Genomic DNA, 19,860 nt, shown 5'->3' on the forward strand with positions numbered 1-19,860 from the left:
GCGTATGACTGTGGCTTGGTCTGTTAGTGCTCGTGGGCTTAACACCTCGTTGCCTTGGTGCGTACACCCCGAGTCTATCTACCGCCTCTTCTAGGCGGGACCTCTACGGTACCTCGTTTCCATGTGGGTTTCGAGCTTAGATGCGTTCAGCTCTTACCCCGTGTCGCGTGGCTACCCGGCATCTGCTCTCTCGAACAACCGGTACACCAGTGGCGACCAGTCGTAGTTCCTCTCGTACTATACGACCGTTCACGTCAGGTACCTCACACCCCCAATAGATAGCAGCCGACCTGTCTCACGACGGTCTAAACCCAGCTCACGACCTCCTTTAATAGGCGAACAACCTCACCCTTGCCCGCTTCTGCACGGGCAGGATGGAGGGAACCGACATCGAGGTAGCAAGCCACCCGGTCGATATGTGCTCTTGCGGGTGACGACTCTGTTATCCCTAAGGTAGCTTTTCTGTCATCTACGGGCCCCATTCCGGAGCCTCGTAGGTTCGCTAGACCACGCTTTCGCGTCAGCGTCACTCGTTGGGAATGACACTGTCAGACCTCCGTGTGCTCTTGCGCTCTTCCCCGGGTTCCCGACCCGGGTGAGGAGATCTTCGGGCGCGCTCGATATCTTTTCGAGCGCGTACCGCCCCAGTCAAACTGCCCGGCTACCGGTGTCCTCCGCCAGGAGTGAGAGTCGCAGTCACTACCGGGTAGTATTTCAATGGTGGCTGGGTGGCCCGCTAGCGCGGGTACCTCTGTAATGCCTCCTACCTATGCTGCACAGTAGCGACCACGTCTCAGCGACAGCCTGCAGTAAAGCTCTATAGGGTCTTCGCTTCCCCTTGGGGGTCTCCAGACTCCGCACTGGAACGTACAGTTCACCGGGTCCAACGTTGGGACAGTGGCGCTCTCGTTTATCCATTCATGCAAGCCGCTACTGAAGCGGCAAGGTACTACGCTACCTTAAGAGGGTCATAGTTACCCCCGCCGTTGACGGGTCCTTCGTCCTCTTGTACGAGGTGTTCAGATACCCGCACTGGGCAGGATTCAGTGACCGTACGAGTCCTTGCGGATTTGCGGTCACCTGTGTTGTTACTAGACAGTCGGAGCGCCCGAGTCACTGCGACCTGCTTTCTCCAAAGCAGGCATCCCTTCTTCCGAAGGTACGGGACTAACTTGCCGAATTCCCTAACGTCGGTTCTCCCGACGGGCCTTCCCTTTCGCTGGGAGAGCACCTGTGTCGGATCTCGGTACGATCATCACGCTCGTCGTTTCACGGACCCCGGATACCATCGAGTTTCCCTGTTTCGGGCTTCGTTCGCTTCGTGCCGTGACGGCGTCCACGAGCTTCTCCGATTCGACCGGGCGAAGGCCCGGCTCGATGTTTTCCGCGGTGTTGACTTTTACTGCGTGATGGCACTGGAATATTAACCAGTTTCCCGTTGTCCCCGTCGACTTACGGGGGGACTTAGGATCGGCTAACCCTCGGCTGATTGACAGTGCCGAGGAACCCTTGCTCATCAGGCCGTCGAGGTTCTCACCCGACTATCGCTGCTACTGTGACCAGGATTTTCGTTCCCGGACGGTCCACGCGAGTTCTCACCCGAGCTTCCATCCGAACGGGACGCCGACCTACGCGGTCACCCTGTGACGGGTGCGGCAGGGTCTCGGTGGTAGACTTGAGCCCCGATCATTTTGGGCGCCTCAAACCTCGGCCGGTAAGCTGTTACGCTTTTCTTAGCGGGTAGCTGCTTCTAAGCTCACCTCCCGGCTGTTTAGGGCTTGAGACCACCTTCCAATCGCACTTAGTCTACACTTTGGGACCTTAACCTTGCTCTGGGTTGTTCCCCTCACGGTGCACAGGCTTACCCCGCACACCGGACTCTCCAGGTTGACAGCGTATGCAGGTTCGGAGTTCGACAGGATGGCCGACTCCTCTCGGAGGCGGGTCATCCAATCGGTCGCTCTACCCCGCATACTACCTCGCTGAAGGTCATGCTTCGACATGTTTCGGTCGGAACCAGCTGTTGCCAGGCTCGATGGGCCTTTCACCCCTATACGCGAATCACGAGAGGGTATTGTAGGACACCAACTCTAACGGGCCTCCACGTGGCTTTCGCCACGCTTCACCCTGCTCGCGCATAGATCGCCTGGTTTCGGGTCGTACTCGTTTGACTCCCCGCGCTTGCACACGGTGGCCCTCGTCGGAAGACTGCGGCCATATCGGTTTCCCTGCGCCTTCCTCGATGCTCGAGTTAGGCTTGCCAAATCGGGTACACTCCCTGGGTCGTTTTTCAAAACGTACGACACGACGCCGGCTCTCTGTGGTTTCTACTGGACGCTCGCGCGTCGCTCGTTACCCACAGAGCCTTCTACGCCCTGTCGCTCTTTCGCCAACTGATTTCAGGCCCTATTGCACCGCCCTTTGTGGGGTGCTTTTCAGCGTTCGCTCACGCTACTTGTTCGCTATCGGTCTCGAGGAGTGTTTAGTCTTCCCAGGGGATGCCTGGGGTGTTCACAGAGGATATCCGACCCCTGCTACTCTGGAGCTGACGCGCGTTGTACTGCCACTTCATACGGGGTTGTCACCCTGTCTCACGCTCCGTTCCAGGAGACTTCTGAAGTGGGGTCGAACGGTGAGTGTCAGTCCGAACACCACATTGCCCTGACGGGCTTCGGTTTGGACTGTGTCGCGGTCACTCGCGGTTACTGACGACATCGCTATTGCGTTCTTTTCCGCCCCCTACTGAGATGTTTCAATTCGGGGGGTTCCCTATTGCGCGAAGCAATTGTGTAGGGATTCCCATTCGGAGATCCTGAGTTCTTTGCCTCCGTGCGGCTCCCTCAGGCTTTTCGCAGCTTGGCACGTCCGTCGTCGGCTCTCGAGCCGAGCCATTCACCAGCTGGCACAGTAGCCAGTTGTTACTATACGTCCACGAACTCGTTCGCCGAGTTCAGTGGGCGTCTGGATCGCACGTATACACGGTCGTCATCGAATCACCCCGAGGTGTGAGTCGGGCGTGTTCGTCGGACCCTTCCTACCCGCGGTTTCCCGGGGTAGTGCATCGGTCGTTGCGTCACGTCCGGTTTCGTCCGTCGCCATTTAAGGGGACGGTTTCGAGCCGGTCGTGGGTTGCATGGACCCGCTGGGATTCGAACCCAGGGCATCCTCCTTGCAAGGGAGGCACTCTCCCACTGAGCTACGGGCCCGCCCACCGGGTGTGGTGGGCTGGTGTGTTGGCGTGTTGGTGTGAGCTCGATGGTCGTTTGGTGTCCGGCGTGGCGGCGGGTGGGTTCGGGGTGTGCAATACGCTGCAGATGAGTGGTGAGCTCGCCCGTGGTGGGCGAGTCTCGGTCTGTAGGAGGTGATCCAGCCGCAGATTCCCCTACGGCTACCTTGTTACGACTTAAGCCCCCTTGCGAAGCCCAGATTCGATTCCCTCTCGGGAGCCTCATCCGGACCTCACTCGGGTGCTTTGACGGGCGGTGTGTGCAAGGAGCAGGGACGTATTCACCGCGCGCTGCTGACACGCGATTACTACCGAATCCAGCTTCATGTGGGCGAGTTGCAGCCCACAATCCGAACTACGATCAGGTTTGTGAGATTACCGTCTCCTTTCGGAGTTGGGACCCATTGTCCTGACCATTGTAGCCCGCGTGTTGCCCAGCACATTCGGGGCATACTGACCTACCGTTGCCCGTTCCTTCCTCCGTGTTGGCCACGGCGGTCTCCGTACTGTCCCCAGCCACGATGAGTGCTGCTGGCAAGTACGGATGCGGGTCTCGCTCGTTGCCTGACTTAACAGGACGCCTCACGGTACGAGCTGACGGCGGCCATGCACCTCCTCTCTGTAGCTCGTGGCGAGGTCATCAACCTGACCGTCATTACTACAGTCGATGCTGGTGAGATGTCCGGCGTTGAGTCCAATTAAACCGCAGGCTCCTCCGGTTGTAGTGCTCCCCCGCCAATTCCTTTAAGTTTCATCCTTGCGGACGTACTTCCCAGGCGGCCTGTTTAGCGGCTTCCCTACGGCACAGCACCCGCTCGTAGCGGGGGCCACACCTAACAGGCATCGTTTACGGCTAGGACTACCCGGGTATCTAATCCGGTTCGAGACCCTAGCTTTCGTCCCTCACTGTCGGATCCGTTTTCGCGACGTGGTTTCCCCATCGGCGGTCCGTTCAGGATTACGGGATTTCACTCCTACCCTGGACGTACCCGTCGCGCCTTCCGGTCCCAAGCCGGGCAGTTTCCGCCGGTCGCCCACGCGTTGGGCGCGTGGATTTCCCGACGGACTTGCCTGGCCAGCTACGGACGCTTTAGGCCCAATAAGATCGGCCATCACTCGAGCTGCCGGTATTACCGCGGCGGCTGGCACCGGTCTTGCCCAGCTCTTGTTCCTCGACCTCCCTACGGTCGAGAAAAGCACAGGCACTATGCCTGTGCACTCAGGGTCCCCTTATCGCACTGTCGTGCAGTGTAAAGGTTTCGCGCCTGCTGCGCCCCGTAGGGCCCGGAATCTTGTCTCAGATTCCGTCTCCGGGTTCTTGCTCTCACAACCCGTACCGATTATCGGCACGGTGGGCCGTTACCCCACCGTCTACCTAATCGGCCGCAGCCACATCCTTCGGCGCCGGAGCGTTTGGGGCTTTCATCATTCCAGGTTGAAAGCCGTGTGACGAATTAGCCTCAGTTTCCCGAGGTTATGCGTCTCCGAAGGGTAGTTTGGCCACGTGTTACGGAGCTATATGCCACGAGTGTGAACTCGTGCGACTAGCATGGCTAAATCGGACCCTGATAGCAATGGCCTCCGGCAGGATCAACCGGAATGGGTTCCTCGTGCGTGATTCCCCGCACGAGGGGGTGGCGGGATGTCGAACGTTCGGTGTGAACGTTGTCGATCACCGTTGTATTGCATGGTCCGAGCCCGGTGTCGCCGGCAGCGCCGGATGACACCGGACCATCGAGCTCACATCAGATGTCGGCTGACGGCGGACCGCAGAGGCGACATCCTCATCCATCGGCCGGCGACCGCCGCCCGGGGGTAGCCCCGTGGCGACGCCGGTTGAAAACCGGAAGCCGGCTCGGCGAAACCGGGCCGAGTTGAACGGCCCGAGTTCGCGCTTCGTTCTTCGCATTACGTTCCGAATGGACGCCCGTACATAAGGGCGTCGGAACGAGTTTCGACCGACCGCGGAGCGGCCGGCCGGGCGCCCCGGACGGGGCGACCGTTGCAATACAACCGAAGGGAGGTTATTACTTAACCCCGTCGTTCGATCGGCGCTCCGTCAGGGAGTTCCATGGGCATTCATCCCGCCGACCACGACGCCCGGAGCATCCGTCAAGCCGGTCGACGATCGGAGCGAACGTTCGACGTCGGACGGCCGAATCGGCCGTTCAAATAGGAACAAAATGAGTTCAAACGTCGTTATTTGGGGATGTGAGGCGTGAAAGTCGCGTATTCCGAGTGGTTTGTTTATAACACCGGCGTTTATAAGGGGGGAGCACACATATAAAAGCGAACGATGACGAACCCCGCAGAGTCGATCGAGATTCAGAACGTGGTGGCATCGACGGGGATCGGGCAGGAGCTCGATCTGGAAGCGCTGGCGGAGGACCTCCCTGGGGCGGATTTCAACCCGGACAACTTCCCGGGGCTCGTCTACCGGACGCAGGAGCCGAAGGCGGCAGCCCTCATCTTCCGGTCGGGGAAGATCGTTTGTACGGGCGCAAAGAGCATCGACGACGTCCACGAGGCGCTGGGAATCATCTTCGGGAAGCTTCGTGACCTCACCATTCCGGTCGAGGACGACCCGGAGATCACGGTCCAGAACATCGTCTCCAGCGCGGACCTGGGGCACAATCTCAACCTCAACGCGCTCGCGATCGGGCTGGGGTTGGAGGACGTCGAGTACGAGCCCGAACAGTTCCCCGGCCTCGTCTACCGAATGGACAACCCCGACGTGGTCATTCTGCTGTTCGGCAGCGGAAAGATCGTCATCACGGGCGGGAAACACACGAGCGACGCGGAGGAGGCCGTCGAGGAGATCGTGGACCGCATCGAGGACCTCGGCCTCCTCGGATAGCGCGTCCGCGGGGATCCGACGCCGCTCGCGAGGGATGGACCGTGGACGCGACGTCGACGACGGACGACGATCCCGTCGCAATACCTTTGACACTGGACCACGAAGACGCTACCAGTGGCATCCCGACGACACGGATCGGGGGCCAGCAAGGCTTCCGATATCGTTTCGGGCGTTCCCACGGGTGCGAGCGAGGGGGCGTCCTCGGCATCGCACGCATACCGGTCCCCGGTCGACCCGCCGATCCGGGACCCGACCGCGTACGCGTTCACCGACCACTTTCTCGACCGCGTGACCCAACCCGGACGGTACGTGACCTTCGACGCGGTCCGCGAGGCGATCGTTCACGGGCAGCTCCGGTGGAACACCAGCGACGGCTGGCGGTTCGCGTACACCGACGCCGGGGTTCGATACGTCGTCGTCGTCGAGGACACCGAGACGCCCTCGCCCGTCGTCGTCACCGGGTGGACGGAGGTCGTCGATTCCGAGACCGCACGTGCCGCGTCCCGGTTCGACGAGACCGACGTCGAGACCATCGAACTTCGGTCGGCGCTCAGCGACCGGTCGGACGAACGGATCCCCGGGGAGATCCGCCCGCGGGAGGTTGACCGGCCGTTCACGGTCGGAAACCACCGCGTTCGAACCGCGGCGGGCGATGGCTCCGTCGTGTGTACGGACTGCGGCGGGCGGTTCCGGTCGAAGGCCACGCTGACCACGCGTCACTGTCGGTGAGCCGGCACGCATTTGCGCGAGCGCCTCCTGCGATCGCTCGATGAGCGACGGACACGGCGGAACCGACGATTCCGACGTCCTGACCGACGCGAGTGACGCCGGTGTCGTGGACGGTTCCGGGGACGATGACGGTTCCGGGGACGATGACGGGGACGGGGACGATGCCGGGGACGGGGACGATGCCGGAGGCGCGGTCGAGGAGTCGGTCCCGCTGGAAGCGTTCTTCGACGCGTTACAGGCGGAGGGACGGCCGGTCGCCACGGCCCAGCAGATCGCTCGGCGGCTCGACGTGAGTCAATCGACCGCCCGCACGGAGCTCGACCGGCTGGCGGCGAACGGCGACGTGGGGCGCGCCGACGTGGAATCGGATCCGGTCGTGTTCTACCCCGAGCGGTGGAACGATCTCGCGACCCGGGAGCGGGTCGTCGTATTCCCGGGTCGTCGAGAGATCGTCGTCGACCAGCCGACACAGTACACTCGCGCGCAGCTCGCGCAGTTCGCACACCTCGTGGATACCTCCGGGACGGACCCCGGAACGCGCGGGTATCTCTACCGGATCCGCCAGGAGGACGTGTGGGCGGCGCCGTTCGACGACGTCGACGGACTGCTCGCAAGCCTCCGATCGGTGCTGCCGAACCGACACGAGCACCTCGAGGAGTGGATCCGCGACCAGTGGAAACGCGCCCACCGGTTCCGACTGTACACCCACGACGACGGCTACGTGGTCCTGGAGGCGGCCTCCGAGTCGCTGCTCGGAACGGTCGCCGAGGACCACCTCTCGGACGACCACCTCCGTGCCCCGATCTCGGAGACCGAAGCATGGGCGAACGAGTCGGCGATCGCCGCGATCAAGCGGTCGCTCTACGAGGCGGGCTACCCGGTCGAGGACGACAGGGACCTCGAGGAGGGCGAACCGATCGACGTCGACCTGAGGACCGACCTTCGGGAGTACCAGGAGGGATGGGTCGAGACCTTCCTCGAGAAGCGCTCGGGCGTCTACGTCGGCCCGCCGGGGTCCGGCAAGACGGTCGCGGCGATCGGCACGCTCGCCGCGGTCGGCGGCGAGACCCTGATCCTCGTTCCCTCTCGGGAGCTGGCCGAGCAGTGGCGAACGGAACTGCTCGCGCACACGACCCTGGACCCGGAGCAGATCGGCCAGTATCACGGCGGCGAGAAGGCGATCCGACCGGTGACGGTCGCGACCTATCAAACCGCCGGGATGGACCGCCACCGGCAGCTGTTCGACTCCCGGGAGTGGGGGCTGATCGTCTACGACGAGGCCCACCACATCCCGAGTCCCGTCTTCTCGCGGTCCGCGGATCTGCAGGCGAAACACCGATTGGGGCTGTCGGCGACGCCGGTTCGGGAGACGGGCAGCGAGGACGAGATCTACACCCTCATCGGGCCGCCGATCGGGGCCGACTGGGACGCCCTGTTCGAGGCGGGATTCGTCCAGGAACCCGAGGTCGAGATCCGGTACCTCCCGTGGCGCGAGGACGACGCGCGCAACGCGTACGTGAGCGCGGACGGGCGCGAACGATACCGGCTCGCGGCAAGCAACCCCGTGAAGGTCGCCGAGATACGCACCCTGCTCGAGACTCAGCCGGAAAAGAAGGCGCTCGTCTTCGTCGAGTACCTCGATCAGGGCGAGCGGATCGCCGAGGAGCTCTCGGTTCCGTTCATCAGCGGCGAGACGCGACACGCGGAGCGCTCCCGCCTGTTCGAGGCGTTCCGCGACGGTGACCGGCGCGTGCTCGTCGTCTCCCGGGTGGGCGACGAGGGGATCGACCTCCCGAACGCGGAGCTGGCGATCGTCGCCTCCGGGCTCGGCGGATCACGCCGGCAGGGCGCCCAGCGTGCCGGGCGGACGATGCGTCCCGCCGGGTCAGCGCTCGTGTACGTGCTCGCGACGCGCGGGTCCGCCGAGGAGGAGTTCGCGCAGCGCCAGATGCGCCATCTGGCGCAGAAGGGGATCCGGGTTCGGGAGACGACCGTCGAGTCCTGACCGATCGCCGCGCGATGCAGCCATCGGACCGGCGTTCACTCCGCCGACTCGCCGATCGCATAACGCAACGGATCGTCGTCCACCAGCTCGGCATCGCCGGTCGCGACGAGGGCTTCGAGGTGGCTCGCGGCCTCCCCGGCCCCCATCTTGGCGTGAATACCGCGCAGCTCGCCGAAGAGGTCCTGCGCGATCTCCCACGGCGTCGCGGGCGCGGGTGACCGCGCGGAGAGCACATCGACGACGTTCCCTCGTCGGTCGCGATGATGCTCGCGGATCGCTTCGATCCGGTCATCGAGGGCGAGCGGGGTTCCGTGGCCCGGATACGCGGTCGTCGACTCGGGATCGTACCGGTCCGCGAGCCGGTCGAGCGTCCGGCGGTACGTCGATAGCGGGTCCTCGAGTCGCGTGTCGCCCCCGCCGACGTTCGGCGTGTACGTTGCAAGCACCGCGTCCCCGACGAAGAGGGCGTCCCGATCCGGGTAGCGGTCCTCGCGGTGGTCGTCCGCGTCGGTTCCATGGTCGTCGGACGCGTCAGGTCGATGGTCGTCGGACGCGTCGGCTCGATCGTGGAACGCGACGTGGCCGAGCGTGTGCCCGGGCGTCTCGATGACCTCGAGCCCGGCGACGACGTCACCGTCCTGAAGGTCCGAGACGGCCGTTTCATCGGGGACCGGGGATGGAGAGTCGCCGGCCACGACCGCCTCGACCGTGTCCTCGGGGACGCCCCACTCCTGGAGCGCCGCCGCGTCGCGCTCGAGCCGGCGGCCACGTTCGCTCGCGTACGCACGAACGAGCGGGGCATCCGTGGCACCCATCCACAGCGTCGCGTCCGCCGCCTCGGCGATTCGCGGCGCCGATCCGGCGTGGTCGGCGTGCCAGTGGGTGACGAGGACGTGCTCGAGGTCAACGGGATCGAGGCCGGCGTCGTCGATGCCGGACAGGAGCGTCTCGAAGGCCGCATCGCCGGGCGGGCCGGGGTCGATCAGGACGCCGCGCTCCGGCAGCAGATACGCGCTGTTTTCGCCTTCGGGACTGCCGTGTCCGAACCCGATGCGGACGACGTCGGTGGTCATCGGTTGACGGTGGGGCCGCGACCGGGTTACGCCTGTCGACCCGGACGTCGTCGATGCCGTGGACGCGGAGGTCACCGCACTGTCGATCCGGACGTCGCGGTGCTCGTCGGCCGGCCGGGTTCGACGGTGCGATCGGCCCACGGAGACGGGACGAAAGAGAACCCTTAAGTTCGGGTCGTCTCCTAGATAGGACCGTACCGGACTTAGCTCAGCTTGGTAGAGCAGCCGACTGTAGATCGGCTTGCCCCCCGTTCAAATCGGGGAGTCCGGATGTTCCTTTCGGACGTTACGTTCCCTGTCCCTCGCCAGCGATGGGGACGGCGCAAAACTCGAGCGATTCGAGGCATCAGTGGACGTTCGACGCGGGCGAACCGAAGCGGACCGCAAGGCTCCCCGCCTGCCACCGGGATACGGCAAAGCGCCCCACGGCGGCCGTGAAACGGAACTGTTTTAATTCGGTCTGCCATACCGACTGATGCGTTCAGACGAACGTGCTACACGCTCCGATGGTGTAGTCCGGCCAATCATATTGCCCTCTCGAGGCGATGACCTGGGTTCGAATCCCAGTCGGAGCATTCTCGGTTTTCGGTTCCGGTTTCCAACGTCCGGTGTTCCCTTCCCGAGCCGTTCGCTCGGTCACTGAACGTTCGAGAGCTGTTCCCAGAATTCGGGCAGATCCTCGAGGCGCTTCCACCCGGCCGTCTCGTCGACGTCCTCCGAAACGACGGTGACGTCCTCGAAGTACTCGTCGAGGACCGCTTCCCGTTCCATCGCCAGCGGCGGGGTGCAGTAGTCCTCCTCGATCCAGACGGCCTCACCGGATTCGGGGTCGAACTTCGCCCGTTCGAGGGCGGCGGTCAGCGCGCGGCCGAACGGCTCCATCGGTTCGATCTCCCCGTCATCGAGCCGGTCGCGGAGTTCGGGAAGCCGGTCGTGGTTCGGCCGTGCGCGCACGAGTCGGTATGCCATACGGACGAGTACGGTTCACACGGACAAACGTCTGCCGGCCGGGGGAGTCCTCAGCCGAGGAGGTATCGCATCCACGGGTATCGATCGATCAGCGTCTCGCCGCCGAGGTCGTAGTTCTCGACGTAGGAATCGAAGCCGAGGATCCGGCCGGCGCCGAAGGCGGCGACCGAGAGGAACACGAGCATGTACGCGAAGTCCCCGTTGATGTAGCCGTGGGAGATGTCCCAGTTGCCGAGGTAGAACAGCAGCATCATGAACGCCCCCCAGAAGGCGGCCAGCCGGGTCATGAAGCCGACGATCAGGCCGAGCCCGATCAGGACTTCACCCCACGGAACCGCGACGTCGACGAAGGAGACGAACCAGGGCGTGTTCCCCATCGCGACGAACAGGTCCGCGACCGGGCTCCCGTTCGACGGCGGCGCGTTCTGCAGATAGCCGGCCGCACCGAAGCTGCCGGAGAGCACCTTGCTGACGCCGCTCTGGAGGAACGCGATCCCCATCATCAGCCGGAGCGCCAGGATGAACCAGACGCTCAGCGTGTGTAACTGTCCCTGGGCGGTGAACCCGCCGATCGTACTTTCGAGCGTGACTTCTCGTGATGCCATATCTGCACGATGACCCGATAGTAACTTAAAATCACTCGCCGATCACGAAGGGAGAAGACCCGCCAGCAAGACGTCGTCGCATCCGGTTCGTCCACCGGCGCATCCGGTTCGTCCATCGTCGCATCCGGTGCTCACGCTCGGTCGCTGGCATCGCCGCAGCGCACGCCCTCACCACCACCGATTCTCCGCGAGTCGGTCGATCGCTTTCCGAAGCGTCGGTTCGTTCCGGGAGAAGGTGAACCGAACCCAGTCGGACTCGGCGTCGGGGTCGGTATAGAAGCTGCCGCCGGGGACCGCCGCGACGCCCGCCTCGCGGATCAGCCGGCGGCAGAACTCGACGTCGGACTCGTCGGTCGGGTATCGGGTCATCACGTAGTAGGCGCCGTCCGGGCGGACGGGGTCGAGGCCGACACGCTCGAGACCGTCGCACAACAGATCCCGGCGACGTTCGTAGGAGTCGGAGAGCTCGGTGTAGTAGTCGTCGGGGAGCGACAGCGCCTCGACGCCGGCGCGCTGGAAGGGGGTCGGCGCGCAGATCGTCGTGTAGTCGTGGACCTTCCGCAGCTCCGCGGAGAGGTATTCCGGTGCCAGACAGAAGCCGACGCGCCAGCCCGTGACGCTGAACGTCTTCGACATGCCGGTGCAGACGACGGTACGGTCGGCCAGGTCACCGACCTCGACGGGACTGACGTAGTCGTCCGTGTAGACGATGTGTTCGTAGATCTCGTCGGTGAGGACGATCAGGTCGTGCTCGAAGACGATCTCCTCGATCCGCTCGAGCTCGTCCCGGGTGAAGACCTTCCCCGTCGGGTTCATCGGGGTATTTAAAACGAGGACGGTCGCGCGCTCGGCGGCGGCCGCGAGCGCGTCGAAATCGACCGTGAGATCGTCGGTGATGTCGAGCGGGATCGCCTCGGCACCGGCGAACTGGCTCGCCGGGATGTAGCTCTCGTAGACCGGCTCGAAGTAGATCACGGCGTCGTCGCCGTCCACGAGCGAGAGGAGCGTCGACATCAGCGCCTCGCTCGTTCCGGTGGTGATCGTTACCTCCGTTTCCGGGTCGTATCGAACGCCCTTCCAGTCGGCGTACCGCTCGGAGACGGTCTCCCGGAGCTCGGGGAGCCCCCACGTGATCGTGTACTGGCTGTCGGTGTCGACCGCCTCCTTCGCGGCGGCCTTGATCGCGGGCGGCGTCTCGTCCTCGTCGGGGATGCCCTGCGAGAGGTTGATCGCGTCGTGAGCCAGCGCCTCGCGCGTCATCTCCCGGATCACCGACTCGGCGACCGCGTCGGTGCGGTCGGTGCCGACGTCGACGTCGGGCGTCCGCCGGTCGGTCATTCGCGGATCACCGGCCGGACGAGCGTTCCGGATCGGGACGTGACCGTCCGATCCGTACTGGACTGGCCGATGCCGGACTGATCGGCGGGCTGTTCGACTGCCGATCCGGCAGCGGCGGCGATCGCCGACGAACCGGGCGAACGGGATGAGAGTGTTCGTGACATCGTTGTGGATCGGCGCGAATCGGGGTGGTCCCGACCGGCCGCGTTCGGTTTCGGATGCTCGGCGGGGACGGGGCAAAACGATTACGAGAGTCGAGCGATGGATGAACCCACGGTCCGGATGGCCGCGTTCGGCGAAACGCTCGGCGAAACGCTATTGCACGCCGCGCGCGTCTCGGGAGTAATGGCACGGCTCGAGCGGATCCGGGTGTTTCCGGTGAAGGGATTGGACGGGATCGACGTGGAGACGTCGACGATCCGGGAGGGCGGAACGCTGGCGTACGACCGCGAGTTCGGGCTCGTCGGCGACGACGGCGAGGTCGTGAACGGGAAGGACTTCGAGCGGATACACGAGCTCCGGACCGACTTCGACACCGAGACCGGCGAGCTCAGCGTCGGGACGCCCAACGGGGACTCGCGGCGGTTCGCACTTGACGAGGACGACGAGCGATCGCGTGCCGGGGACTGGTTCAGCGACGTCTTCGATGCGGACCTGACCCTGGAGCGGAACTCGTCGGTCGGGTTCGTCGACCGGCCCGATATGGGCCCGTCGGTCATCAGCACGGGGACGCTGGAGGCGGTCGCCTCGTGGTTCGACGATCTGACCGTCGATGGAGCCCGTCGCCGGCTGCGGGCGAACGTGGAGATATCCGAGGTCGAGCCCTTCTGGGAGGATCGGTTCGTGGGAGACGACGCGCCGGCGTTCACGGTCGGCGGCGTCCGGTTCGAGGGCGTCACCCCGTGTGCACGCTGCGTCGTTCCGAGCCGCGACCCGGACACCGGCGAGCCGCTGCCGGAGTTCCGCACGCGGTTCATCGAGAAGCGGCGGGAGACGTTTCCCGACTGGGCCGATCCGGACGCGTTCGACCACCACTACACGCTGATGATCATCGCCGGAATCCCCGAGACCGACCGCGGCGGATCGATCCGGATCGGGGACGAGGTGCGCGTCGTCAACCGATGACGATCGCTGCCGCCTAATCAGGAACTTATCTCCGCTATCTACGACGGTTTAAATACAAAACATCGGGGATGTCACGACCTGAAGGTCGCCAAAACGGATGTTGAACCGTATTCCGTGGCGTCTCCATAGCCGCGATACTCGCCGGCGACGACGACCGAATGCCTGCGGACCACGAACGGGAGGTATGTACGAATCGACGACGTCGACCCGGCGACGATTCCTCGCCGCCGCCGGCGGAACCGCGGCCGTCGGCCTCGCCGGCTGTCTCGGCGGATCCGGTGGTGATCTCGACGAGTTGACGGTCGCGCACATGCCGATCTATCCGGACCTCCAGTGGTACGTCATGGAGGGCGAGGGATACCTCGCGGACGTGGACGCCGAGATCGTGGGCCAGGAGTTCACCGACGGACCGGCCATCATCCAGGCGCTCGGCGGGGGCGACATCGACGTCGCGATGTTCGGCATCGTCCCGTCGATCATCGCGATCGACCGGGGGTTGCCGGTGAAGGTGACGGCCGCGAACATCCAGGAGATGCTGGGGATCATGGCCGACGAGGAGTTCCAGTCGCTGTGGGAGGAACACGGCGCGGACGCCTTCGCCGTCTGGGAGGAGCGGACGGGCAGTCCCTTCGAGTTCGGCACGTTCCCGCAGGGGTCGACGCCGGACGTCTTCCTGCGCTACTGGCTCTCCGACGGGCTCGGGCTCGACCCGGAATCGGACGTGACGATCACGGAGATCAACGGCGCGAACGCGGTCTGGCAGGCGATCGCCAACGGCGAGGTCGACGGGACCTCGATCATGGAGCCGGTGCCGACGATCGCGAGCGAGGAGGGGTCGAGCGTCTCGCTGTTCAAGACCGCCGCCGAGATCATGCCCGGCCAGCCCGGCGCGGTCGTGACGATGAGCGACACGGTTCGGGAAAGCGACCTGGCGGGCCAGTTCCTCTCCGCACACGTGCGGGCGACGGAATTCATTCAGGAGAATCCGGACGAGACCGCCGTGCACGTCGAGGAGGGGATCGGAATGCCCGAGGAGCGCGCGCGGACGGCGCTGGAGTCGCCGCTGTCGAACTTCATCACCGACCCGCGCGAGATCGAAAGCGGAACCGAGGTGTTCGCGCGGTTCGCCGAGGCGAACGATCAGACCGACGAGCGACGAACGATCGACGAGATCTTCGACTATAACATCTACGAGGCGCTCTAAGGGGGACGGACCGGGAATGGGAACTGACGACACGACGACGACCGCCGGAGCGGAGATCACGGGCGAGGAGGGCTCGCGCGATCCTGGTGGCGATCCCGGGACACCCCGATCGACCGACCGATCGTCGATCCCGGGATCGATCGCGGGGTCGATCGCGTCGCGTCGCGCGGGATACGGCGCGGTCGGGCTCGCGGCGTTCGTCGTGATCTGGCACCTCGTTTCGCTGACGCAGCCGTCATACGTCCTCCCCACGCCGATCGCGGTGGGGGCGACGTTCATCGAGGAGGCCGCGTCGGGCGGGCTCACGGTCGCGATCGGACAGAGCGTGCTCCACTGGATACCGGGGACCATCGCCGGAACGACCCTCGGCGTGGCCGCCGGAGTGATCGCCGGCTGGAGTCGCGCCGCGGACGACCTCACCTCCCCCGTCGTGCGGCTGTTGCGCCCAGTACCGCCGCTGGCGCTCATCGGCTTCGCGATCGCCTGGTTCGGCATCAACCACGCCGGGGCGGCGTTCATCATCGCGATCGGCGCGTTCTGGATCAACTTCTACGCCGCCTACGGCGGGGTCGAGGGCGTCTCCGAGGACTTACTCGACGTCGGCCGGTCGCTGGGCGTCTCCGAGGACCGCAAGCTGCTCCGTCACATCGTCATCCCCGCGGCGTCCCCCGAGATCCTCACCGGGATCCGCACCGGGATCGGCCGCTGTTGGATGCTCGTCGTCGCGGCCGAGATCTTCGGCGTCCCGGGGATCGGCCGCCGGATCCTCCGCGCGTCGAACAACCTCCAAGTCGACGTGGTGATCGCCTACATCCTCGTGTTGAGCCTGCTGTTCCTGCTCGTCGACACCACCTTCCGGGCGGCACAACGTCGACTCCTCGTCTGGCGAGGTGAGACGCGATGACCGGGTCGAGCCCCGACGAGGAGTCACCGGGTCCGTCCGTGGAGGGGCAGGAGGAGCTGACGACTCCGTCCAACGAGGCGTCGCTGACCGCGGACGCCGCGTCGGTGTCCGGCAAGCCGCGCGTGGAGGCGCGCGGGCTGAGCAAGCGCTACGACACGCCGAACGGAACGGTGCGCGCGCTCGAGGACGTCTCCTTCGAGGTGGCCGACGGCGAGTTCGTCTGCGTCATCGGCCCGTCCGGAAGCGGCAAAACGACGCTGTTCCGGCTGATCGCCGGGCTCGAGGAGCCGAGCGAGGGTGCGGTCCATCTCGGCGGGAAACGGGTGACGGAGCCGGGGCCGGACATGGGCGTCGTCTTCCAGGAGTATCACCTGTTCCCGTGGCGGACCGTCGCCGGAAACGTCCGGTTCGGCCTCGAACACGCCGGGATGAGCCGGACGAAGCAGCGGGACCGCGTGCAGCGGATGATCGACCTCGTCGGGCTCACGGGGTTCGAGGACAGCTATCCGACGGAGCTGAGCGGCGGAATGAAACAGCGCGTGGCGATCGCCCGAGCGCTTGCCGTCGATCCCGATCTCCTCCTGCTCGACGAGCCGTTCGGCGCGGTCGACGCACAGACGAAGGAGATGCTCCAGCGCGAGCTGCTCGACATCTGGAGTGAAACGGGCAAGACGGCGCTGTTCATCACCCACGACGTCGCCGAGGCGGTCACCCTCGCCGACCGCGTGCTCGTGTTGGGATCGGACCCCGGACACCTCCAGGACGTCATCCGGATCGACCTCGACCGGCCGCGCGATCGGGGCGATCCGGGGTTCGGCGAGTACGTCTCGCTGCTTCGGCACCGTATCGGCGCGGACGGGGATCGGTGACCGGCGGAGCGCCGAATAGCGACCCCGATCGTCCGGTGTCGCGTCCCGATTCGACGTTCGCTCTTGTGTGGCCATCAACGCGTGTCGATACCCAACGCCGCGTAGAGCCCACACGTACTCAGGTAGCCGGTCGCGAGCAGGACGACCGCCGCGATTCCCGCTACGAGCGCCAGCACGTCCGGCGCGATGATGCGGTCCGCAAGGATGGCCGCGGAGACGATCCCGGCCACCGCACCGGCGCCGAGCCGAACCGCCCGATCGATCTCGCCGACGTTCCGGTTCATACGCGGAGATATGGTTCGTGTCGTCTTGAGTGCTGTGTCCGATCGTTCATCGGTCGGCGACGAACATATTCGCGAACAGCCGGAGGACGGACGACGCCGTATCATCGATCGATATGAGCGTCGTCCCCGGGAACGTCGAAACGGACCAGCAGCCGCCGATGACGGTCCCGTTGCGGCATTTTCTGCTCGCGTTGGGCTTTCTAGTGGCCGGCGGGGTGCTCGGACTCGCGACCGCGGCAAGCGGGACGGTCATCGGCACGCCGCCCGGCTGGTCCTCGCTCGCACACGTGCATCTGCTATTGGCGGGGTGGGTCTGCGTGACGATCATGGGCGCGATGACGCAGTTCGTTCCCGTCTGGTCGGGCGTGCAGCTGTACTCCAGGGCGCTCGCGACCCGCCAGCTGCAGCTCGTCACCGTTGGACTCCTCGGGTTCGTGACCGGACTGCTGACCGGTCGACTGGCGTTGGTTCCGGTCTTCGGTGCAGTGATGGTGGCCGGGTTCTGGGTCTTCGCGTACAACGTCGCCCGGACGCTCCGAACGGTCGGTTCCCTGCGGGACCTCGACGTCACCGAGCGACACTTCCTGCTCGCGCTGGGGTTCTTCGTGCTCCTCACCGTCCTGGGGATCGTTCTGGCGGTCGATCTGGTCCGGCCGCTCCTCGGCGGGACCCCGATCGACCGGCCGGATCTGGTTCGGGCGCACGCGACCCTCGCGGTCTTCGGGGCGGTCCTCACGACGGTCCTCGGCGCGCTCTACCAGCTCGCGACGATGTTCACCCAGACGGAGCTTCACGGGATCGACGTCTCCCTGAAGCGGATCGAGGAGGTCGGCTACCCGATCGGCGTGCTGGCGCTCGCGACCGGACGGCTCCTCGGGACGGGAACCCCCGGAAGCCGAGTGCTCGGCGTCGGCGGGGGCGTGCTCGTGATCGCGGGGCTGCTCGCGATGAGCGTCGTCCTCGCCCGCCGACTCGTCGAGACGCGGGTCCCCTGGACGCCGATGCTCTCGCGGTACGCCGTGCTCGCGCCGGCACTAGCGCTGTGGGGGCTCGTGACCCTGCCCAGTTGGCTGCGGGACCCCCTCGCGAACGGGACGACCTTCGGCGCCCCCGGGACGGTCCACCTCCTGACGCTCGGCGTGATCGGATTCGTGGTGCTGGGGACCGTCTATCACATCGTTCCGTTCATCGTCTGGGTCCACCGGTACAGCGACCTGCTCGGGTTCGAGGACGTCCCGATGATCGACGACCTCTACAGCGACCGGCTGGCGCGGATCGACTTCGCCTGCCTGCTCGTCGGAACGAGCCTGCTCGTCGCGGTCGACCTCTTCGAGGCGGTCGATCCCACGGTTCTGGCCGGGACGATCCCGGCAGCGGGTCGCGTGGTCACGATCGGCGCTATGCTGGGCGGCGTGGCGGTGCTCGTCGGGATCGCGGTGTTCTGCGGAAACGTCGTGCTCGTGCTCCGGATCCATAGCCCATACTCGGTTCGGGAGATCCTGCTCGGTGCACGGCCCGGAGACGGGGGGACACCCGACCGTCCCCGATCGTAATCGGGATGTTGGTGCCGGTCACAGAATGTGGTATGCGAACGAGATTCACTCCCGGACCAACGGAGGTTCCGGAGGCCGTGCGTGAGGCGATGGCGGCCGAACAGCCGAATCCGGACGTCGAGGCCGCGTTCGCCGAGCGATACGAGACGGTGTGTGACAAGCTCGCGACGGTCTACGGGACCGACCACGACGTCGTGGTCCCCGGTGGCGAGGGGATACTCGGACTCGAGGCCGCGATCGCGTCGCTCGTGGCGCCGGGCGACCACGTGCTGTGCGTCTCGAACGGGCTCTACGGCGACGGGTTCGCGGACTTCGTCGAATCGTACGGCGGCGAGGCGACCGTCGTCTCGGCCCCCTCCGACGAGGGCTACGACCTGGCGGCGGTCGACGACGCGCTCGAGGCGGCCGCGGCCGAGGGCGCCCCGATCGAGGTGGCTACGCTGGTCCACTGTGAGACGCCGACGGGAACCCTCAACGACCTCGATCCGGTGCTCGATCGTCTCGAGAGCCACGACGTGGTGAGCGTCGTCGACGCGGTCTCCTCGCTCGGCGGGACGCCGGTCCCGACCGATCGGATCGACGTCTGTCTCGGCGCGTCCCAGAAGTGTTTCAGCGCGCCCCCGGGGCTCACGACCGCCGCGATCAGCGACCGCGCCTGGGACCGGATGACGGAACGCGATCCCGCGTCTCTGTACACGAACTTCCTGCCCTGGCGGGACGTCTCCGAGGGATTCCCGTACACCCATCTGACCGCGAACGTCGCCGCGCTCGACGTCGCACTCGATCTGATCCTTGAGGAGGGGCTCGAGTCGGTCTTCGACCGCCACGAGCGGGCCGCCCGGCGCTGTCGCGAGCGCGGCCGCGAGATCGGCCTCGACCTCCATCCCGACCCCGAGCGCGCCTCGCCGACCGTGACCGCCTTCCACCTCCCGGGCGAGGCGGAGTCGGTCCGCGACCGGGTCGAGGCGGACCACGACATCGTTCTCGCCACGGGGCTCGCCGACCTGTCGAACGAGATCCTCCGGATCGGGCATATGGGGTACAACGCCGACGTCGAGAAAGTGGACCGCGTGATGGACGCCGTCGAGGCGGTCGTGGAGTAACGGCAGGCGGTCGTGG

General features: G+C 65.5%; 14 protein-coding genes, 3 tRNA genes and 2 rRNA genes. 11 read left to right on the forward strand and 8 right to left on the reverse strand.

The genetic code is table 11. The features are described 5' to 3' along the window. Positions 1-3 precede the first annotated feature (3 nt). The 3 genes from CPZ00_RS00790 to CPZ00_RS00800 all read right to left on the reverse strand — a co-directional run bounded on the left by CPZ00_RS00790 (position 4) and on the right by CPZ00_RS00800 (position 4,827). Positions 4-2,920: ribosomal RNA gene (locus CPZ00_RS00790) — 23S ribosomal RNA — on the reverse strand. A gap of 214 nt (positions 2,921-3,134) precedes the next feature. Further along, positions 3,135-3,206: transfer RNA gene (locus CPZ00_RS00795), tRNA-Ala, on the reverse strand. 150 nt (positions 3,207-3,356) lie between these two features. After that, positions 3,357-4,827 (reverse strand): 16S ribosomal RNA (locus CPZ00_RS00800). Together the 16S and 23S rRNA genes with 1 tRNA gene alongside form the textbook arrangement of a ribosomal RNA operon. A gap of 695 nt (positions 4,828-5,522) precedes the next feature. Between CPZ00_RS00800 and CPZ00_RS00805 the strand changes: the two genes are divergently transcribed. The 3 genes from CPZ00_RS00805 to CPZ00_RS00815 all read left to right on the forward strand — a co-directional run bounded on the left by CPZ00_RS00805 (position 5,523) and on the right by CPZ00_RS00815 (position 8,817). Beyond that, positions 5,523-6,083, forward strand: a complete 561-nt coding sequence (locus CPZ00_RS00805; protein ID WP_096388933.1) for a TATA-box-binding protein — start codon at positions 5,523-5,525, stop codon at positions 6,081-6,083. 114 nt (positions 6,084-6,197) lie between these two features. Further along, a complete protein-coding gene (locus CPZ00_RS00810; RefSeq protein ID WP_233255111.1) occupies positions 6,198-6,812 on the forward strand; it encodes a hypothetical protein in 615 nt (204 codons plus the stop codon). A gap of 40 nt (positions 6,813-6,852) precedes the next feature. After that, a complete protein-coding gene (locus CPZ00_RS00815) occupies positions 6,853-8,817 on the forward strand; it encodes a DEAD/DEAH box helicase (protein WP_096388934.1) in 1,965 nt (654 codons plus the stop codon). Between the two features lie 35 nt (positions 8,818-8,852). Here CPZ00_RS00815 and CPZ00_RS00820 read toward each other — a convergent pair whose 3' ends face one another. Next, the gene (locus tag CPZ00_RS00820) at positions 8,853-9,890 is read right to left on the reverse strand and encodes an MBL fold metallo-hydrolase (RefSeq protein ID WP_096391545.1); all 1,038 of its coding nucleotides are present in this window, start codon (positions 9,888-9,890) and stop codon (positions 8,853-8,855) included. Positions 9,891-10,087: 197 nt separating this feature from the next. Between CPZ00_RS00820 and CPZ00_RS00825 the strand changes: the two genes are divergently transcribed. Beyond that, positions 10,088-10,161, forward strand: a tRNA-Tyr gene (locus CPZ00_RS00825). Positions 10,162-10,390: 229 nt separating this feature from the next. Continuing rightward, positions 10,391-10,465 (forward strand) — tRNA-Glu (locus CPZ00_RS00830). 61 nt (positions 10,466-10,526) lie between these two features. On the opposite strand, the gene CPZ00_RS00835 is transcribed toward CPZ00_RS00830, so the two are convergent. From CPZ00_RS00835 to CPZ00_RS00845, 3 genes are all read right to left on the reverse strand, one after another. Then, on the reverse strand, positions 10,527-10,859 hold the full coding sequence (locus CPZ00_RS00835) for a hypothetical protein (RefSeq protein ID WP_096388935.1): 333 nt from the start codon (positions 10,857-10,859) through the stop codon (positions 10,527-10,529). Between the two features lie 50 nt (positions 10,860-10,909). Continuing rightward, a complete protein-coding gene (locus CPZ00_RS00840; protein ID WP_096388936.1) occupies positions 10,910-11,464 on the reverse strand; it encodes a DoxX family protein in 555 nt (184 codons plus the stop codon). 168 nt (positions 11,465-11,632) lie between these two features. Next, positions 11,633-12,802, reverse strand: a complete 1,170-nt coding sequence (locus CPZ00_RS00845) for a pyridoxal phosphate-dependent aminotransferase (protein ID WP_096388937.1) — start codon at positions 12,800-12,802, stop codon at positions 11,633-11,635. 345 nt (positions 12,803-13,147) lie between these two features. Between CPZ00_RS00845 and CPZ00_RS00850 the strand changes: the two genes are divergently transcribed. From CPZ00_RS00850 to CPZ00_RS00865, 4 genes are all read left to right on the forward strand, one after another. Beyond that, complete coding sequence (locus CPZ00_RS00850) at positions 13,148-13,927, forward strand: MOSC domain-containing protein (RefSeq protein WP_096391546.1); 780 nt, start codon at positions 13,148-13,150, stop codon at positions 13,925-13,927. A 184-nt stretch (positions 13,928-14,111) separates the two neighbouring features. Next, positions 14,112-15,131: an ABC transporter substrate-binding protein gene (locus CPZ00_RS00855; RefSeq protein ID WP_096388938.1), complete on the forward strand. Its 1,020-nt coding sequence runs from the start codon at positions 14,112-14,114 to the stop codon at positions 15,129-15,131. 16 nt (positions 15,132-15,147) lie between these two features. Then, the gene (locus tag CPZ00_RS00860; RefSeq protein ID WP_096388939.1) at positions 15,148-16,035 is read left to right on the forward strand and encodes an ABC transporter permease; all 888 of its coding nucleotides are present in this window, start codon (positions 15,148-15,150) and stop codon (positions 16,033-16,035) included. After that, on the forward strand, positions 16,032-16,904 hold the full coding sequence (locus CPZ00_RS00865; protein WP_096388940.1) for an ABC transporter ATP-binding protein: 873 nt from the start codon (positions 16,032-16,034) through the stop codon (positions 16,902-16,904). The genes CPZ00_RS00860 and CPZ00_RS00865 overlap by 4 nt, the downstream gene beginning before the upstream one ends. 74 nt (positions 16,905-16,978) lie before the next feature. On the opposite strand, the gene CPZ00_RS00870 is transcribed toward CPZ00_RS00865, so the two are convergent. Then, a complete protein-coding gene (locus CPZ00_RS00870; protein WP_096388941.1) occupies positions 16,979-17,188 on the reverse strand; it encodes a YgaP family membrane protein in 210 nt (69 codons plus the stop codon). Between the two features lie 113 nt (positions 17,189-17,301). Here CPZ00_RS00870 and CPZ00_RS00875 point away from each other — a divergent pair, with 113 nt between their 5' ends. Both CPZ00_RS00875 and CPZ00_RS00880 read left to right on the forward strand, forming a co-directional pair. Further along, positions 17,302-18,741 carry a hypothetical protein gene (locus CPZ00_RS00875; RefSeq protein WP_096391547.1) on the forward strand — a complete coding sequence of 480 codons (1,440 nt, stop codon included), beginning with the start codon at positions 17,302-17,304 and terminating at the stop codon, positions 18,739-18,741. Positions 18,742-18,773: 32 nt separating this feature from the next. After that, positions 18,774-19,844, forward strand: a complete 1,071-nt coding sequence (locus CPZ00_RS00880; protein ID WP_096388942.1) for a pyridoxal-phosphate-dependent aminotransferase family protein — start codon at positions 18,774-18,776, stop codon at positions 19,842-19,844. Positions 19,845-19,860 lie beyond the last annotated feature (16 nt).

The organism is Halopenitus persicus (assembly GCF_002355635.1).
In the GTDB taxonomy this organism is placed as follows: domain Archaea; phylum Halobacteriota; class Halobacteria; order Halobacteriales; family Haloferacaceae; genus Halopenitus; species Halopenitus persicus_A.

What these genes read in the sequence shown, in the direction of transcription:
- CPZ00_RS00815 (WP_096388934.1), top strand. Translation starts at nt 6,853, where the DNA reads ATGAGCGACGGACACGGCGGAACCGACGATTCCGACGTCCTGACCGAC.
- CPZ00_RS00860 (WP_096388939.1), top strand. Translation starts at nt 15,148, where the DNA reads ATGGGAACTGACGACACGACGACGACCGCCGGAGCGGAGATCACGGGC.
- CPZ00_RS00820 (WP_096391545.1), bottom strand. Translation starts at nt 9,890, where the DNA reads ATGACCACCGACGTCGTCCGCATCGGGTTCGGACACGGCAGTCCCGAA.
- CPZ00_RS00870 (WP_096388941.1), bottom strand. Translation starts at nt 17,188, where the DNA reads ATGAACCGGAACGTCGGCGAGATCGATCGGGCGGTTCGGCTCGGCGCC.
- CPZ00_RS00875 (WP_096391547.1), top strand. Translation starts at nt 17,302, where the DNA reads ATGAGCGTCGTCCCCGGGAACGTCGAAACGGACCAGCAGCCGCCGATG.
- CPZ00_RS00840 (WP_096388936.1), bottom strand. Translation starts at nt 11,464, where the DNA reads ATGGCATCACGAGAAGTCACGCTCGAAAGTACGATCGGCGGGTTCACC.
- CPZ00_RS00855 (WP_096388938.1), top strand. Translation starts at nt 14,112, where the DNA reads ATGTACGAATCGACGACGTCGACCCGGCGACGATTCCTCGCCGCCGCC.
- CPZ00_RS00805 (WP_096388933.1), top strand. Translation starts at nt 5,523, where the DNA reads ATGACGAACCCCGCAGAGTCGATCGAGATTCAGAACGTGGTGGCATCG.
- CPZ00_RS00850 (WP_096391546.1), top strand. Translation starts at nt 13,148, where the DNA reads ATGGCACGGCTCGAGCGGATCCGGGTGTTTCCGGTGAAGGGATTGGAC.
- CPZ00_RS00880 (WP_096388942.1), top strand. Translation starts at nt 18,774, where the DNA reads ATGCGAACGAGATTCACTCCCGGACCAACGGAGGTTCCGGAGGCCGTG.
- CPZ00_RS00865 (WP_096388940.1), top strand. Translation starts at nt 16,032, where the DNA reads ATGACCGGGTCGAGCCCCGACGAGGAGTCACCGGGTCCGTCCGTGGAG.
- CPZ00_RS00835 (WP_096388935.1), bottom strand. Translation starts at nt 10,859, where the DNA reads ATGGCATACCGACTCGTGCGCGCACGGCCGAACCACGACCGGCTTCCC.
- CPZ00_RS00845 (WP_096388937.1), bottom strand. Translation starts at nt 12,802, where the DNA reads ATGACCGACCGGCGGACGCCCGACGTCGACGTCGGCACCGACCGCACC.